At 67.1% G+C, this 15,563-nt stretch carries 15 protein-coding genes; 8 read left to right on the top strand and 7 right to left on the bottom strand.

Annotation, left to right across the window (positions count from 1 at the left end; genetic code table 11):
• Positions 1-7: 7 nt before the first annotated feature.
• The 3 genes from yjgA (at position 8) to MRBLMU1_RS30690 (ending at position 2,026) form a co-directional block, all read left to right on the top strand.
• Positions 8-610: a ribosome biogenesis factor YjgA gene (gene yjgA, locus MRBLMU1_RS30700; RefSeq protein WP_363510040.1), complete on the top strand. Its 603-nt coding sequence runs from the start codon at positions 8-10 to the stop codon at positions 608-610.
• Positions 600-1,247: a molybdopterin adenylyltransferase gene (gene mog, locus MRBLMU1_RS30695; protein WP_363510038.1), complete on the top strand. Its 648-nt coding sequence runs from the start codon at positions 600-602 to the stop codon at positions 1,245-1,247. Before yjgA ends, mog begins: the two co-directional genes overlap by 11 nt.
• Before the next feature lie 113 nt (positions 1,248-1,360).
• Entirely contained in the window at positions 1,361-2,026 is a 666-nt protein-coding gene (locus MRBLMU1_RS30690) for an alpha/beta hydrolase (RefSeq protein WP_363510036.1), read from the top strand.
• A 145-nt stretch (positions 2,027-2,171) separates the two neighbouring features.
• Here MRBLMU1_RS30690 and MRBLMU1_RS30685 read toward each other — a convergent pair whose 3' ends face one another.
• Positions 2,172-3,182 carry a serine hydrolase domain-containing protein gene (locus MRBLMU1_RS30685; protein WP_363510034.1) on the bottom strand — a complete coding sequence of 337 codons (1,011 nt, stop codon included), beginning with the start codon at positions 3,180-3,182 and terminating at the stop codon, positions 2,172-2,174.
• Between the two features lie 118 nt (positions 3,183-3,300).
• Positions 3,301-3,855, bottom strand: coding sequence for a carboxymuconolactone decarboxylase family protein (locus tag MRBLMU1_RS30680; RefSeq protein WP_363510032.1), 555 nt, complete (start codon positions 3,853-3,855; stop codon positions 3,301-3,303).
• 125 nt (positions 3,856-3,980) lie between these two features.
• Here MRBLMU1_RS30680 and MRBLMU1_RS30675 point away from each other — a divergent pair, with 125 nt between their 5' ends.
• The gene (locus tag MRBLMU1_RS30675; RefSeq protein WP_363510030.1) at positions 3,981-5,312 is read left to right on the top strand and encodes an aspartate aminotransferase family protein; all 1,332 of its coding nucleotides are present in this window, start codon (positions 3,981-3,983) and stop codon (positions 5,310-5,312) included.
• Between the two features lie 80 nt (positions 5,313-5,392).
• Here the strand turns inward: MRBLMU1_RS30675 and MRBLMU1_RS30670 are convergent, their stop codons facing one another.
• From MRBLMU1_RS30670 to MRBLMU1_RS30655, 4 genes are read right to left on the bottom strand one after another with little or no spacing between them, the layout of a single operon-like run.
• The gene (locus MRBLMU1_RS30670) at positions 5,393-6,244 is read right to left on the bottom strand and encodes a fumarylacetoacetate hydrolase family protein (protein ID WP_315220794.1); all 852 of its coding nucleotides are present in this window, start codon (positions 6,242-6,244) and stop codon (positions 5,393-5,395) included.
• Positions 6,245-6,275: 31 nt separating this feature from the next.
• The gene (locus MRBLMU1_RS30665) at positions 6,276-7,190 is read right to left on the bottom strand and encodes a 2OG-Fe(II) oxygenase (protein WP_363510027.1); all 915 of its coding nucleotides are present in this window, start codon (positions 7,188-7,190) and stop codon (positions 6,276-6,278) included.
• 4 nt (positions 7,191-7,194) lie between these two features.
• The gene (locus tag MRBLMU1_RS30660; RefSeq protein WP_363510025.1) at positions 7,195-8,601 is read right to left on the bottom strand and encodes an MFS transporter; all 1,407 of its coding nucleotides are present in this window, start codon (positions 8,599-8,601) and stop codon (positions 7,195-7,197) included.
• 8 nt (positions 8,602-8,609) lie between these two features.
• A complete protein-coding gene (locus MRBLMU1_RS30655) occupies positions 8,610-10,067 on the bottom strand; it encodes a KamA family radical SAM protein (RefSeq protein WP_363510023.1) in 1,458 nt (485 codons plus the stop codon).
• A 235-nt stretch (positions 10,068-10,302) separates the two neighbouring features.
• Here MRBLMU1_RS30655 and MRBLMU1_RS30650 point away from each other — a divergent pair, with 235 nt between their 5' ends.
• Both MRBLMU1_RS30650 and MRBLMU1_RS30645 read left to right on the top strand, forming a co-directional pair.
• Positions 10,303-10,776, top strand: coding sequence for a cache domain-containing protein (locus MRBLMU1_RS30650; RefSeq protein ID WP_363510021.1), 474 nt, complete (start codon positions 10,303-10,305; stop codon positions 10,774-10,776).
• Positions 10,777-10,870: 94 nt separating this feature from the next.
• Complete coding sequence (locus MRBLMU1_RS30645; RefSeq protein WP_363510263.1) at positions 10,871-12,544, top strand: methyl-accepting chemotaxis protein; 1,674 nt, start codon at positions 10,871-10,873, stop codon at positions 12,542-12,544.
• On the opposite strand, the gene MRBLMU1_RS30640 is transcribed toward MRBLMU1_RS30645, so the two are convergent.
• Positions 12,446-13,033 (bottom strand): DNA-3-methyladenine glycosylase, encoded by a 588-nt coding sequence (locus tag MRBLMU1_RS30640; RefSeq protein WP_363510019.1) that lies wholly within the window; start codon positions 13,031-13,033, stop codon positions 12,446-12,448. The genes MRBLMU1_RS30645 and MRBLMU1_RS30640 overlap by 99 nt on opposite strands.
• A 258-nt stretch (positions 13,034-13,291) precedes the next feature.
• On the opposite strand from MRBLMU1_RS30640, the gene MRBLMU1_RS30635 reads away from it, so the two are divergent.
• Positions 13,292-14,158: an HDOD domain-containing protein gene (locus tag MRBLMU1_RS30635; protein ID WP_363510017.1), complete on the top strand. Its 867-nt coding sequence runs from the start codon at positions 13,292-13,294 to the stop codon at positions 14,156-14,158.
• An 11-nt stretch (positions 14,159-14,169) separates the two neighbouring features.
• Positions 14,170-15,390: a hypothetical protein gene (locus MRBLMU1_RS30630; protein WP_363510015.1), complete on the top strand. Its 1,221-nt coding sequence runs from the start codon at positions 14,170-14,172 to the stop codon at positions 15,388-15,390.
• Positions 15,391-15,563: the final 173 nt, after the last annotated feature.

Below are 15,563 nucleotides of genomic sequence, written 5' to 3'. Positions count from 1 at the left end.
TGATATTATGGTAAATCCAAATCGCGGCGCGGTCGGCTTCAGCTCCACCGAATTCGAGCAAGAATACGAACGCCCTTCCAAATCCGAGATGAAGCGCCAGTCCGACGCCCTGCAGAAAATGGGCGAAACGCTGGTCGAAGCGGCGCGTGACCGCGTCAAGCGCGTGCCGATGCCGGAGGACGTGCGCGACGCCATCCTCGAGTGCCAGCAGATCACCAACCACGAGGGCCGCCGCCGCCAGATGCAGTTCGTCGGCAAGAAGATGCGCACCCTCGACGAGACCGAAGTGGCCGAGATCCAGAAAGCCATCGACAGCTGGAAAGGCGCCTCCAAGTCGGAGACGGCCGCCATGCACGCGCTGGAACGCCGCCGCGACAAGCTGCTTGCCGATGACAAGGCGCTGACCGTGCTGCTGGAAGAGAATCCGGAACTGGACGTGCAGCAGTTGCGCACCCTGATCCGCAACGCCCGCAAGGAACAGGCCGAGAACAAGCCGCCGAAGGCCTACCGCGAGATATTCCAGATCCTCAAGCAGGTCGAGGGCAAAAAGAAGCAAGCGGCCACCGACGACGCTGACAACGCCGACGACAGCGAGCAAGATGACGAGTAATACGACTACCGCCGACGTCACCGCCGTCGATCCCGCCCAATTGCTGGTCATCGGCCTGGTGTCGGTCTCGGACCGGGCCAGCGGCGGCGTCTATCAGGACCAGGGCATCCCGGCGCTGGAGGACTGGCTGGCGCGCACGCTGACCACCCCCTATCGCCTTGAAACCCGCCTGATCGCCGACGACCGCGCGCTGATCGAAGCGACGCTGACCGACCTGGTCGACATCGACCGCTGCCACCTGGTGCTCACCACCGGCGGCACCGGACCGGCGCGGCGCGACGTCACGCCGGAGGCCACGCTGGCCGTCGGCACCAAGGAAATGCCCGGCTTCGGCGAGCAGATGCGCCAGATTAGCCTGCACTTCGTGCCGACCGCGATCCTGTCGCGGCAGACGGCGGTGATCCGCGAGACGCCCGAGCACGCCGCCCTGATCATGAACCTGCCGGGCCAGCCCAAGGCCATCGCCGAAACCCTGGGCGGGCTCAAGGACGCCGACGGCGCCACCATCGCCGGCGGCATCTTTGCCGCCGTGCCCTACTGCATCGACCTGATCGGCGGACCCTACATGGAAACCGACCCGGCCGTGTGCAAGGCGTTCCGTCCCAAATCCGCGCTGCGCCCGCAGCCGGCCGCCTGAAGCGACACCCGATGGCGGCCACGCGCGCCTCGCGCCGCCGCTGGCTGGGCGCCGCCGGCGCGTCCGGCCTGCTATATTTCGCCCAACGACTATCCGCATCCCCAAGGAGCCCCATGAGCACGCTGCTGCAAACGATCGAAAAAGAAACCGGCGCCAATCCGAGTGTCGCCATCATCTGGATGCACGGCCTGGGCGCCGACGCCAACGACTTCGCGCCGATGCCGCAGGAGCTCGACCTGCGCGGACTGCCGGCGATCCGCTTCGTCTTCCCCAACGCGGAGACGATGCCGGTCACGGTCAACGGCGGCTACGTCATGCGCTCGTGGTACGACATCGTCGCCAGCGACCTGGGACGGCAGGAGGACGAAGCGGGCCTGCGCGCCTCGCAGCTGAAGGTGGAAGCGCTGATCGCGCGCGAGAACGCGCGCGGCATCCCCACCTCGCGCATCGTCCTGGCCGGCTTCTCGCAAGGCTCGGCGATGACCCTGCAAACGGGCTTGCGTCAAAAGGAAAAGCTGGCCGGCATGATGTGCCTGTCGGGCTACCTGCCGATCGCCGCCAAGGCCGGCGCCGAGCACACCCAGGAAAGCCTGGCCACGCCGGTCTTCATGGCGCACGGCCGCATGGACCCGGTGGTGCCGCTGGCACGCGCCGAGCAATCGCGCGACGCCTTGAAGCAACTGGGCTACGACGTCGAATGGCACGAATACCCGATGCAGCACTCGCTGTGCCAGCAAGAAATCGTCGACATCAGCGCCTGGCTCAAGCGCATTCTGTAAAGCAACTCCGGGGTCAGGTCCACCATTTCTACACGGGTTCATCAGTAACGGTGGCGGATAGCGCAGCGCGCGGTTCAGCCGGCTCGTTTAGACCCGCTACCGCACAGTTCGTGTAGCAATGGTGGACCTGACCCCGGAGTTGCCATTAAGTCATGGCGGCGTCGGCCAGTTGTGTCCACTCCGGTTCCACCCGGTCGGAGTTGGAGAGCAGGATGATCGACAGGCGCTTGCCCGGCAGGCGCAGCAGCAGCGTGCGGAAGCCCCACAGTCCGCCGCCGTGGAAGACCACGTCCTGGCCGCCGCGCCGGGTCCATTCCAGACCGAAACGGTAGTCCGGCACCGTGCCGTCGTCCAGCGGCGATGGTTGCAGCATCGCCTGCAGCAGGCTGTCCGGCCGCGCCCATTGCCGGTGCCATTCACGCTCCCACAACACCACTTCCTCCGTGCTCGCATACATGCCGCCGTCGCCCACCGTGTTGGCGTTGCCCAGGTGCTGGCGGTAGCCGCCGGGACGCGCCTCGTCGATCTCGTAGCTGGCCACCCGCTGCCGCAGCACGGCGCCGCGATCTTCGTCGAAGCCCATGCGCGTGATCCCCAACGGCAGCAGCAGCGTTTCGCGCACGTGGCGCGCCGCCGTTTGCCCCGTCAGCCGCTCCACCAGCGCCGCCAGCAGGATGTAATTGCTGTTGCTGTAGCGGTGCGCGCTGCCGCTCGGGAACGCCACCGTGTCCATGCGCGCGATTAGCTCCAGGATGTCGGCGTTGCAGAAGTAGTCGTCCTCGTGCCGGCCCGGCTGGCACTGCAGAAATTGGAAATAGTCGGGAATGCCGCTGCTGTGGTTAAGTAGGCTGCGCAACGCGAACGGCTGTTCGAAGCCGGCCAGCTCCGGCAAGTGGGCGCAGACATCGTCGTCGAGACCGATCGCCCCCGCCCGCACCTGCGCCAGGATCGCCGCCGCCATGAACTGCTTGGATTCGGACGCGAGGTAGTACGCCGACCGGGCCGACAGCGGCACCTCCAGCTCCAGCGACGCCAAACCATGATGCAGCTCAAAGGCGATCTCGCCATTTTGTACTACCACGGCGCTGAAACCGGGGCCGGCGGGCGGTAAGGTGGACCGCAGGTGGGAGAAATAGGTAAATAGAGAGGATGTCATCTCGCCATTCTAGCGCTTGCGTCGGCTGCTCACACATGGCCGATTACGGCGTTCCGCCTAATCCGCCCTACGTGTCTCCCGTGTCTCCCGAGTTTAGCGGGTCTCGCTTGTCGCGCTGTCACTCCGGCAGCGCCACGGCGGCCGATGCCGGCACCTCGGTCTGGGCCGCGTTCATCACCATCGCCAGGAAAGTATAGTAGCCGTTGATCCCCATCAAATCGACCACGCCGTGCTCGCCGAACATCGCCAGCGCCGCCGCGTACGTGTCGTCGTCAATCCGTTGGCGCTGGTGCAGCATGACGCAAAAATCGTGCACCAGCGCCTCGTCCGGCGCCATGTCCTCGGGCCGCCGGCGCGCCGCGATCGCCGCGATCACACCGTCGGCGATGCCGTGGTCGCGCGCGATCGGCTCGTGGATCGCCCACTCCACCTGCTGGCTCCATTGGCGCGCCGTCACCAGGATCGCCAGCTCCGTCAGCCGCGTGCCGATGGCGCTGCGGTAGCGCAGGTACTCGCCCATGCGCTGCGCCGCCGCCATCAACTCCGGACTGCGGATCAGCGGCACGAAAGGCCCGTACAACGCGCCGCGCGGGCCGTCGATGACCGCCTGCGCCGCCACCTGCTGGCTCGCGCTCATTTGTGCGAAGGGAATCGGTCCCAGTCGATCGCTCATATCATTCTTCCTTGTGGCTTTGGGAAACTATTTACTTATGTTCAGGCATTTATCAAGGGAATACAAGCCGATCGGCGCTATCTTCTGCTGTCGGTCACACTCTTCCCCACGCCAGAAAGGACGCCATGAGCCACATCATCCACCGCAACCTGCGCCGCCCGCCGCCGATGGCCGTCAGTGCCTCCGGGCTGACCGTGCGCGACAGCGCCGGCAACAGCTATCTCGACGCCAGCGGCGGCGCCGCCGTCTCGTCGCTGGGCCACGGCCACCCCGACGTGCTGGCCGCGATGCACGCGCAAATCGACAGCAACGCGTACGCCCACACCGCCTTCTTCACCTGCGAACCGGCCGAGGAACTGGCCACCCGCCTGGCCAACGACGCCCCCGGCGACCTTAATCACGTCTACCTCGTCTCGGGCGGATCGGAGGCGATGGAGACCGCGCTCAAGCTGGCGCGCCAGTACTTCGTCGAGGCGGGCGACACCGAACGCAGCGTCTTCATCGCCCGCCGCCAGAGCTATCATGGCAATACGCTCGGCGCGCTGGCCATCGGCGGCAACGAATGGCGCCGCCGCCCCTTCGAGCCGCTGCTGATGAACGTGCCGCGCGTGTCGCCCTGCTACGAATACCGCCACCGCCCCAAGGACCAGAGCGTCGACGACTACACCGACGGCCTGCTGCGCGAACTGGAGGCGCGCATCCTCGCCGCCGGGCCGTCGCGCGTGATCGCCTTCTGCGCCGAGACGGTGGTCGGCGCCACCTCCGGCGCCGTGCCGCCCACGCCCGGTTACTTCCGCGGCGTGCGCCAGTTGTGCGACCAGTACGGCATCCTGTGGATCGCCGATGAAGTCATGTGCGGCATGGGCCGCACCGGCACCCTGTACGCGTTCGAGCAGGAGGGCGCGCTGCCCGACCTGGTGGTGCTGGGCAAGGGCCTGGGGGCCGGCTACCAGCCTATCGGCGCGGTGCTGGCGCGCGATCACATCGTCGCCCGCCTGCGCGAGGGCAGCGGTGCCTTCCAGCACGGCCACACCTACATGGGGCATCCGGTCGCCGCCGCCGCCGCGCTGGCGGTGCAAAAGGTGATCCAGCGCGACAACCTGCTGGGCGAAGTGACGGTGCGCGGCGCCAGCTTCCGCCGCATGCTGCGCGAGGCGTTCGGCGAGCATCCGCATGTGGGCGATATTCGCGGACGCGGGCTGTTTATCGGGATGGAGCTGGTCAAGGACCGCGAGAGCAAGGCGCCGTTCGATCCGGAGCTCAAGCTGCACGCGGCGATCAAGGAACAGGCGATGGCGGTGGGGTTGATGGTGTATCCGATGGGCGGCACCATCGACGGCCGGCTGGGCGACCATATCTTGCTGGCGCCGCCGTTTACCAGCACCGAGGCGGAGCTGGGGGAGATTACCGCCCGCCTCGGGGATGCCGTTAAGCGGGCGCTTGCCAGTGTGTTGTGAGGCCGGCGGCATCAACCCGCACACCGTAAGAGGGGTCGTACCCGAAAGGGTACGACCCCGCGACGGACCGTCGTACGGGTTTAGCGCGCCTGCCAGGCGATGACATCCTGCTGCTGCTCGCCCAAACCGGCGATACCCAGGCGCAGCGTGTCGCCCTTCTTCAGGAAGCGCTGCGGCTTGCGCGCCTGGCCGACGCCCGGCGGCGTGCCGGTGGCGATCACGTCGCCCGGCTCCAGCGTCATGAACTTCGACAGGTAGCTGATGATCTGCGCCACCGAAAACACCATCGTCTCGGTGCATCCGGTTTGCATGCGCTTGCCGTTCAGATCCAGGTACAGATCGAGCTTCTGCACGTCGTAGATGTCCTCCTGCGTCACCAGCCACGGGCCGATCGGGCCGAAAGTGTCGCAACCCTTGCCCTTGTCCCACTGCGTGCCCATCTCCAGCTGGAACGCGCGCTCCGAGACGTCGTTGACCACGCAATACCCGGCCACGTATTTCAGCGCGTCCTGCTCGCTGACATATTGCGCGCGGGTGCCGATCACCACGCCCAGCTCCACTTCCCAGTCGGTTTTCTTCGACCCTTGCGGCAGCATCACCGGATCGTCCGGACCATTGACGCAGGTGACGGCCTTCATGAACACCACCGGCTCCTTCGGCGGCGGCATGCCGATTTCGGCCGCGTGGTCCGAGTAATTGAGGCCGATGCCGATGAATTTGCCGACGCGCGCGACCGGCACGCCGTAGCGCGGATTGCCGCGCACCAGCGGCAGCGACGCCTGCGGGATTTTCTCCAGCTTGCGCAGCGCCTTCGGCGACAGCTGCTCGGCGCCGATGTCGGCGATCACGCCGGACAGGTCGCGCAGCTTGCCTTCGTCATCGATCAAGCCTGGTTTCTCTTTGCCGGGACGGCCATAACGCACAAGTCTCATACAGTTCCTTGGTTAAGATGTCTGCGACATTCTAACCGTAGCGTCCCTGTCTCAACCATTTGTTGGCGATGATCTTGGTGCCGCTGACCACCGGCGCGCCGCCGTGCAGCGTCTGGCGGTCCGGCTGGTGGTTGGCGTCGGTGTTGAGGAACCACAGCGCGTTGCCCTTTTTCGGGTACACCTCCAGGCCGATGCCGGGGAAGACGGTGCCGCCGCCCTGCTCCACGTCGCTCAGGTACAAAATGAACGTGGCCAGGCGCTGGCCACCGCGCTGCAGGTGGCTCTGGTGGCCGCTGCTGTCCGGGTCGAGCCAGTCGAAGTGCGGCCGGTACTCCTGCGTGCTGTTGTACTTCTGCAGCTGGAACGGCTCGCCGCACTCGGCCGGCCAGTGCGCCAGCGCCGCCAGGCGCCGTTCGATGCGCTCGGCCACCTCGGCCTCGCCGCGCTGGATGAAGGCCATCTCGCTGGTGCGGCCCTCGTGCACCACGCTGGCGCCGTCGGCCTCGCCGGTCACCGTCGAGCGGGTGTAGCGCGTGCCGCAGTGGGCGACGATGGCGTCGCACTCCTCCATGCTGAGCACATTGCCGAGCAAGATCACCTGTGGCTGTTTGAGCACGAACAGCAGCTCCACCTCGCGGTCCGGCGCGGCCACGCGATTGCGTTCGATGTCGATAAAGGGCATCTGCTGCGGCGCCACGAATACGCTCCGCTGCGCCTCGGGCTCGGCGCCGCCATCGGCCCGGGCCCGCATGCGCAGGGCTTCGTCGATGGCGGCGCTGGCCGCGGCCATGCTGTACTGGCCCGAGCGGGCCATGCTGTTCGCCATATCCAGCGGGCTGCATGCGCGCGCCAGATTCTCCTTGATCCAATCCTGCCAGCTGCGCGGCAGGGAGGTGAACGCGTTGTCCGCGCTGTTTCCGTTTTGGGCCTGTTGAAGTTTGGTCATCGCGTCATTGAGGGCTGGTCGCCGGGTTGCCGGAATGGAGATCCATTCTACCGGAAGCCGCCTGCCTTCTCCAGCGCCGCCACACGAACCATCCCAATCCGGGCAACTGCAACAACACCAGCACCGCGAAGCCGACCTGGTAGGCCTGGGCCGGATATTGCTGCATCAGATTGGGCCGCCAGCAGCCGACAACCATGCCGAAGCCGGCCTGCACCGCGAACGCGCCCAGGAATATCAGCAGGTTCAGGCAGGTGGCCGCCCGTCCCGTCAAGGTGCCGGGCAGGTTCTGCGCGACGATCGCGTACTCGATGCCGGTCACCGTGCCCACCAGCGTGAACAGCACCGACAAGGTCTGGTAGCTAGGCGACCAGTTGCATACAAAGCCCAGCTGCACCAGGATGAACAGCGCCACGCCGGCCGCCGCCACGCTGATCGGCGGCACCCCGCGCCGGCCGGCCCACTCGGTGATCATGCCCACCGCGATGGCTCCAAAGATGATAGCCGCCATGCCCAGGTACAGCAGATAACCGACCGCCTCGTCCGAAAAACGCGCCACGTCGGTCAGCCAGCGACTGATCCACAGCCCCTGCATGCCGAAGAACACCGTATGCGGGATCAGCACCAGCATGGCCGCCTCGCGGAAAGCCGGATGGCGGTACACCTCCGCCATCGCCGCCAGTACTGGTCCGCGCCGCGCGGTAGAGAGCGGCTGCGTCGGCGCCAGCATGCGGATCAGCAGGCCGGTGGTGACGGCGGCCACGGCCAGCCCGACGAACAGGCCGCGCCAGTCCGTGTAGTGCAAGGCCAGGCGCACCGGCAAGGTGGCCGACGCCGCCCCCAGGCCGCCGACGGCGATCAGGTAGCCTTGCACCGAGGGCATGCGCGATGGCGCGATCCAGGTCGAGATCGCCTTCACCGCCGACATGAAGCAGCCGCCCACGCCCAGGCCGATGAGGGCGCGCGCCACCAGCAGTTCGGCGAAGGTGTGGCCGCCGGAGAAGGCCAGCGCGCCCAGCGCCGCCACGATCAGCATCGGCAGCTGGACCTTGGCCGGGCCCCAGCGATCGAGCGCGATGCCGACCGGCAGCTGGACCAGCGCGAACGAGAAGAAGAAGGCGCTGGTGAGCAGTCCCAGTTGGCCCGGCGTCAGCGCCAGCGACGTCACCAGCTGCGGCGCCAGGGTGGCGTTGACGGTGCGCATCAGGCTCGACAGATAGTGCCCCAGCGCGAACGGCAGGAACACCAGCAGGAACACGGCGGTGCCCGACAGCTTCGGCGCCGGCGCCCCCGACCCGCAAACCGGAGCCGCGGGATCGGCACCCTTACGGGGGCCGATCCCTGTGGCCGCATTGCGGGTCGGCGGTGGTGGCATGCGCACCATGTCCTCCCGCGTCCGTTCCCCGATCAGCATGGCGTCACCTACGCGGCGTTGGGTGCGCTGCAACCGGCGGCCACCGCGGCGGCGGCGGCCTCCTGCCGCGCCGAGATCAGCGGGATCACCTTGCGGTGGCCGGGCGTCTCGATGCCGTACTCGCTGCGGCTGCCGCCCTCCTCCTCGAAGAAGAACTTCTCCTTGCCGAAGGCCGGTTTCAGATGGTCCATCCAGGTCGCGTTCGGATCGTACTTGGCGTAGAACGGCCGGCGTACCCAGTTCGGATTGCGGGCCTGCAGGAACTGCAGCGCGAACACCTTCTCGCCGCCGATGGTGGCCACGCCGTCGATCACGACCTTGCCGGGGAAGGCGCTCATCGACGGCCCGCGCACGGTGCGCGCCAGGCCCGACACCATCTGGTAGGCCTCCTGGAAGATCTCGTGCGCGCGCGCCAGCGGCAGCTCGAAATACTCGCGCGGGCCGGTGTCGCGCTCGACGAACATATAGTAGGGAATCGCGCCCAGGCGCACGCCGGTCTGCCACAGCTCGGCCCAGCTTTTCGGGTCCTCGTTGATATGGCGGATCAGCGGGCCTTGCATGCGCAGGGTGGCGCCGGTGCCGACGATGCGCTTGACGGCGCGCTGGGCGATCTCCGGGCGCAGCTCCACCGCGTGATTGTAGTGGCCCATGATGGCCATGTTCTTGCCGCTGGCGACCACGCGCTCGAACAGGCGCAGCAAATCGTCGGCGTCGCGGTCGGTCACGAAGCGCTGCGGCCAGTACGCCACCGACTTGGTGCCGATGCGGATGTTCTGGATATGCGCCAGCTCCGGCACCAGCAGCGGCTCGATGTAGGCCTCGAGCGAGCGGGTGTTCATGATCAACGGATCGCCGCCGGTGATCAGCACGTCGGTCACCTCCGGATGCAGCTTCAGGTAGGCCGCCAGCTCGTGCGACTCGCGGGCGTCGAACTTCATGTCGTCCATGCCGACGAACTGCGGCCAGCGGAAGCAGAAGGTGCAATAGGCGTGGCAGGTCTGGCCGGCGCTGGGGAAGAACAGCACCGTCTCCTTGTATTTGTGCTGCAGGCCCTTGACCGGCGCGTCGTTCACACGCGGCACGTTGTGCGTCATCTGCCCGGCCGGGTGCGGGTTCATGCGCATGCGGATCTTGCGCACCAGTTCGGCCATCGCCGGCGGGTTGGCGTGGCCCAGCACCAGCTCGCGCAGCTGGGCGTAGTCATCGGCCTGCAACATGTCCTTGTGCGGGAACACCAGACGGTAGATCGGATCGTCGGGGATGTTGTTCCAGTCGATCAGGTGGTCGAGCACATATTCGTTGGTGCGGAACGGCAGCACATGCGACACCACCTGCACCGCCTCCTGCAAATCGGGCGGTATCCATTCCCACTGGCGCGAATTGGCGATGGTCTGGCGGATGAAGGGTTTGAACTTCGGCGCCTGCGCGGCGCTGGGGGTCCCGGACGGATTCAGGTTGGTGGTCATGGCGGTTTCCTATCGCTTTGTGAGGTGGCGGAAACTGCATGCTAGGCCGCCGACGGCCCGTTGGAATTGCCGAAAATCAAGTGACGCTCGGAAATATTTAGAGACTTGGCGCAAGCAGCAATAAAACCACGGTTGGAATTGCCATACGGCCACACCTTGCGGCAGCGCAATCCCGGTCACCGTCGCCGGCGTAAACTTTATCCGAGCAATCCCCCCCACCTGACAAGGAACCGCCATGAAACTGCATTTCGCTCCGGCCGCCATCGCCGCGACCGCCCTGTTCACGCTGTGCGCCAACAACGCCGCCCACGCCGCCGAACCGACCGAGAAGGACGCCATCGCCATGGCCGAAAAAGGCGCCGCCTTCATGAAGGCCAACGGCAAGGAAGCGATGATGAAAAAGATCGGCGCCAAGGATCCCGACTACGTGCAAGGGTCGCTGTACGTCGACATGCGCGACATCAACACCGGCATCGTGCTGGCCCATCCGATCAACCCGTCCATCGTCGGCAAGGACCTGACCGACGTGCCCGACGCCAGCGGCAAGAAATACCGCCGCGAGATCATCGAGCTGGCCGCCAAGAAGGGCAGCGGCTGGGTCGACTACCAGTACAAGAATCCGACCACCGGCAAGATCGAGCCGAAGACCACCTATATCCTGCGCGTCGGCGACGTCGTGCTGGAAGCGGGCATCTACAAGAAGCAATAACGACGCGGCAACAACGCGTTCGACACGGTCGATGTGAACAGTCGACGCAACGCGCCGCTTGCGCACCAAGCCCGCACCGGAGCCGGAGAGCATGATGTTGAAGAAATTACGTATAGGTCCCAAACTGCTGCTCGCGCCCGGCCTGGTGCTGGTGCTGCTGATCGTCACCGCCGCTGCCGGCTACTACGGCATGGTGCGCCAGAACACCTCGATGGAGAACCTGGTGCGGGTGCGCGCCGAGCGCCTCGAGGCGGCCGCCGACGTCTCCGGCGAGGCGCGCTACGCGCACGCCCACATCTACCAGTTGCTGGCCTGGGTCAACGGCAGCTTCGCGCAGTCGCGGCTCGACGCGCTGGGCAAGCAGATCAAGGCGCGCCACGCCGGCGTCGAGGCCGGGCTGCGCCGGCTGGCCGCCGAGGCCGGCGTCAGCGAGGCCGAGCGCAAGCTCGTCGAACAATCGCTGCAGGCGCTGGCGGCCTACCGCAAGGCCGTGCTCGAAACGATGGACCTGGCGCAGATGGACCAGAGCATCGCCACCAACTCGATGGCCAAGGCCGAGACGCAATTCCTGCAGCTCAACGACCAGCTGGCGAAATTGTCGGCGCTGCAAAAACAGCTGAGCGAACAGGCGTACGCCCGCGCGACCGGCGACTTCGCCGCCCTCACCACCACCATGGCCGTCATCGTGCTGCTGTCGATCGCGCTGTCGCTGGGCGTGACGATGGCCGTGCGCGGCGCCATGCTGCGCGACATCCGCGGCATCGCCGACGTGGTCGTGGCGCTGGCGGCGGGCCGCCTCGGCGCCGGCCGGCGCAACGACGGCAGCGATGAAATCGCCGACACCGCGCGCATGCTCGATCAAACCATGACCAACCTGACGCAGACCTTGAGCACGATCCTGACGGCGGTGCGCTCGATCGACACCGCCGCCCACGAGATCGCCAGCGGCAACCTCGACCTGTCGACCCGCACCGAAATGCAGGCCAGCTCGCTCGAGCAGACCGCCAGCGCGATGGACAGCCTGACCCTGGCGGTGCAGCAGAACGCCGCCAACGCCCAACAGGCCTGCAAGCTGGCGGCCAGCGCCACCGACATGGCGCAGCGCGGCGGCGCCGCCGTGCAGCAGGCGGTGCAGACGATGACGTCGATCCGCGCCAGCTCGCGCCAGATCGTCGACATCATCGGCGTCATCGACGGCATCTCGTTCCAGACCAACATCCTGGCCTTGAACGCGGCCGTCGAGGCGGCGCGCGCCGGCGAGCAGGGGCGCGGCTTCGCGGTGGTGGCGTCCGAGGTGCGCACCCTGGCGCAGCGCTCGGCGGCGGCGGCCAAGGAGATCAAAACCCTGATCGCGGCCTCGGTGGCCACCATCGACAGCGGCAGCGCCTCGGTGCACCAGGCCGGCGAGCGCATGGGCGACATCGTCGACTCGGTGCGCGAGGTCAACGACATCATCGCCCGCATCAGCGACGCCAGCGCCGAGCAGGCGCTGGGCATCGCCGAGGTGAACCAGGCGGTCGGGCAGATGGACGACGTGACGCAGCAGAACGCGGCGCTGGTCGAGCAGGCCGCCGCCGCCGCCGAGAGCCTGCAGGACCAGGCGGTGCACCTGTCGCAGGCGGTGTCGGTGTTCAAGGTCGAGCCGCCGGCGGCGGCCGCCGGTCCCGTCTCAGGCGCGCATGGGTTTGCTCAGAAAGCGCGAGCCGGCCACGCCGAAGCGCCACGGCAGCTCCATCGCTTTGGAAATGCCGATGCGCGGGCCGGCTAACACGATGATCGGCTCACTCGCCGGCAACGCGTGATCGGGCGGCAGCAGCGTGAATGGCGGCGCGTCGAGCGGCAGGTTATTGTGCGCGCGCGTCACGCCCAGCGCTTGGCACAGCCGCCCCGGTCCGGCGCACAGCAGGCGCTCGTCGTCCATGCCGCGCCGCTCGCGCATCAGGTCCAGCCCCGCCACCGGTTCGAGCGCGCGGATCAGCACGCCGGCGCCGTGGCCCTCCTCGCGGCAGACGAAATTGAGGCACCAGTGCAGCCCGTGCGAGCGGTACACATAGCTGCGCCCGGGGGGGCCGAACATCGAGAAATTGCGCGGCGTCTGGCCGATGTAGCAGTGCGAGGCCGGCTCCTCGCGGTCGTAGGCCTCGGTCTCGACGATGCGCCCGCCGACGCCGTCGACCAGCACCGTCACTCCGATGAGCCGGCGCGCCACCTCGTGCGACGGCGCGGCAAAATTGATCCCTGCGATAACATTGGTCATGCCGATATTGTAAATGCCAGACTGGACCGCGCGACCACGGACGGGCTATCGAATCGTTATCAAAGCATCATTAAATTTGTGTCGCGGGCGGAAATTAGCGACAAATTTAAGGCCCGTCTAGCCCTGAAGCAACAAAATTGGGAGAAATTCGCGCAACCGGCCCGCGCTTGCGGCGATAATGTTGCATATGCATGCCATCAACATTCGCCCGCGCCGGCCCATCCCGGCCGCGCGCCGCCTTTACCCCTGAAGACCAACATGACGACAGTTGCAGCCCCAGCCATGCCAGTAGAAAACGCGGTGGAAGAAGCGCTGATGCGCTCCATCCGGATTCCTCCGAGGCCCAGCCTGCTCGTCGACCTGCAGCGCGAGCTGGCCCAGTCCGACCCGTCGCCGCGCCGCATCGCCCGCATCATCGGCAACGACGTCGGCATGTCCGGCGCGCTACTCAAGCTGGCCAACTCGCCGTTCTTCGGCGCCGCGCGCAAGGCCAAATCGGTCGAACAAGGCATCAACTTCCTCGGCGTCGACCAGTGCGCCGCGCTGCTCACCGGGCTACTCGCGCGCCAGGCCATCGAAGGCAAGGAAGCGGACCTGAACGCGTTCTGGGAAGTGTCGGCGCGCCGCGCCCAGGCGCTGGTGTTCACCTCGCGCAAGCTGCGCATCGCCCCGCCGGACATCGCCCACACCTTCGGCCTGTTCTGCGACATCGGCGTGCCGCTGCTGATGAACCGCTTCACCGACTACGCCGACACCTACGCCGACGCCTGCGACGAGGCCGCGCTGCCGTTCACCGCCGTCGAGGACCAGCGCTACAGCACCAACCACGCCGCCATCGGCTGCCTGCTGGCGCGCAACTGGGGGCTGTCGCCGGACGTTTCCTGGGCCATCCTGCTGCACCACGACTACCGCGTGCTCGACGACCCGGCCACCGACGACGCCGTGCGCTCGCTGGTGGCGCTGTCGCTGCTGGCCGAAAAGGGCATCGAACGCTTCCACGGCCGCCCCATGTCGTATGAATGGGAAAAAGGCGGCGCGCTGGCCTGCCAGCACCTCGGCCTGAGCGAGGACGAAACCGCCGACCTGCTCGACGAACTGCACGAAGCCTTCCACCACGAACGATAAGACACACCTACATGCCTAAGAACAAGCGCCCCGTACCGCGCAAATCCGCCAGCTCGCCGGAACTCAAGGACGAGCAGCAAACCACCGAACTGTGCGCGCTCGCGCTGGACCTGTCGGACGGTGAATTCAACAACGACATCGTGGCCGACAGCACCCGCGCCGAACTGGCGCAAAAGGCGCTCGACTTCCAGCGCCTGCTGCGCAAGCTGCTCAACCAGGGCAAGGACGAGGTGCTGTACGGCGCCATCGAGCTGGCGCGCGACGAATCGGTCGACGGCTACCGCTACCTGCGCAACGCCGTCGAGGAAGGCGCCGCCAGCCTGCTGCTGCGGCGCGAGGGCGCGCCCGAGATGGAGATCGACGCCTTCGCCATTCCGGTGTTCGTGCACAGCCAGGGCGGGCTCGACCCGGCGGCCGACTTCCAGGACGGCGACGCCTACGACGCGCTGCTCGCCAGCTTCAACGACGCCGGGCTGGAAAGCCCCAAGGCCAAGGTGGTGCTGGTCAGCCACGCCTACGACCTGACCGAGTTCGAACGGGTCAGCTACGGCCAGCTGCACAGCATGGTGCGCGAGGCGGCGCAGTCGCTGACGGAGAAGAAAATCGCCGCCGCGCCGGCGCTCGAGCGCAGCATGGCGGCCGGCTGGACGCCGGCCGGCTTCGGCCCGGACGACAGCGCCGTCGAATTGCGCTTCCTGCTCGGCTTCGCGCTCAAGCGCGCCGACGACGCCTTCTACAAGGTGCCGGCCGGCGAGAAGGCGGCCGACGCCTACTTCGCCAAGCGCGCCGAGCGCTACCAGAAATGGACCGAGCAGTACGGCGCGCTGGTGGCGCGCTGCCTGGGACGCGGCCGTGGCGCCGATCCCGCGCTTACGCTCAACTTCCTGTACCAGGACCTGTTCTTCGGCGCCCGCGCGCAGGGGCAGGCCGAGTACGACATGCTGCGCATCCTGTCCGAGCTCAACCAGGCGCTGGGATCGCACGCGCCGGAGCGGGTCAGCGCCATCATCGCGCCGACCGATGTCGATGATGAAATGCTGCTGCGCGTGCAATTGTCTGCCGGCGCCGACGTGCTGGCCACGTGCGACAAGCCGCTCGACATCACCGCCGACCTCGAAGTGGAGGTCGACGACCTGCGCGACGCGCTGGCCAGCATCGGCATCGAAGCGGTGTCGGTCGCGCTGCGCTTCGACGGCCAGGGGCAGCCGGTCGATGTGCGGCCGCTGGGGTGATTCGGGGCCGCTGGCGGCTCATGGCGGATTACGGCGTGCCGCCTAATCCGCCCTACGTGTCTCAGCGTGCCCCATGCTCCGCCGGCCGTTCCCGGCGGCCGCTGTCTTGCGCGTTAACGCGGAGACACGTAGGGCGGATTAGCGCGGCGTAATCCGCCACCGCGCCGCCCGCG

Source organism: Burkholderia sp. LMU1-1-1.1 (assembly GCF_040675865.1).
Lineage (GTDB): Bacteria > Pseudomonadota > Gammaproteobacteria > Burkholderiales > Burkholderiaceae_D > Rugamonas.
Note: the sequence above shows the minus strand (reverse complement) of the source record. Positions and strands in the feature narration are given on the sequence as shown.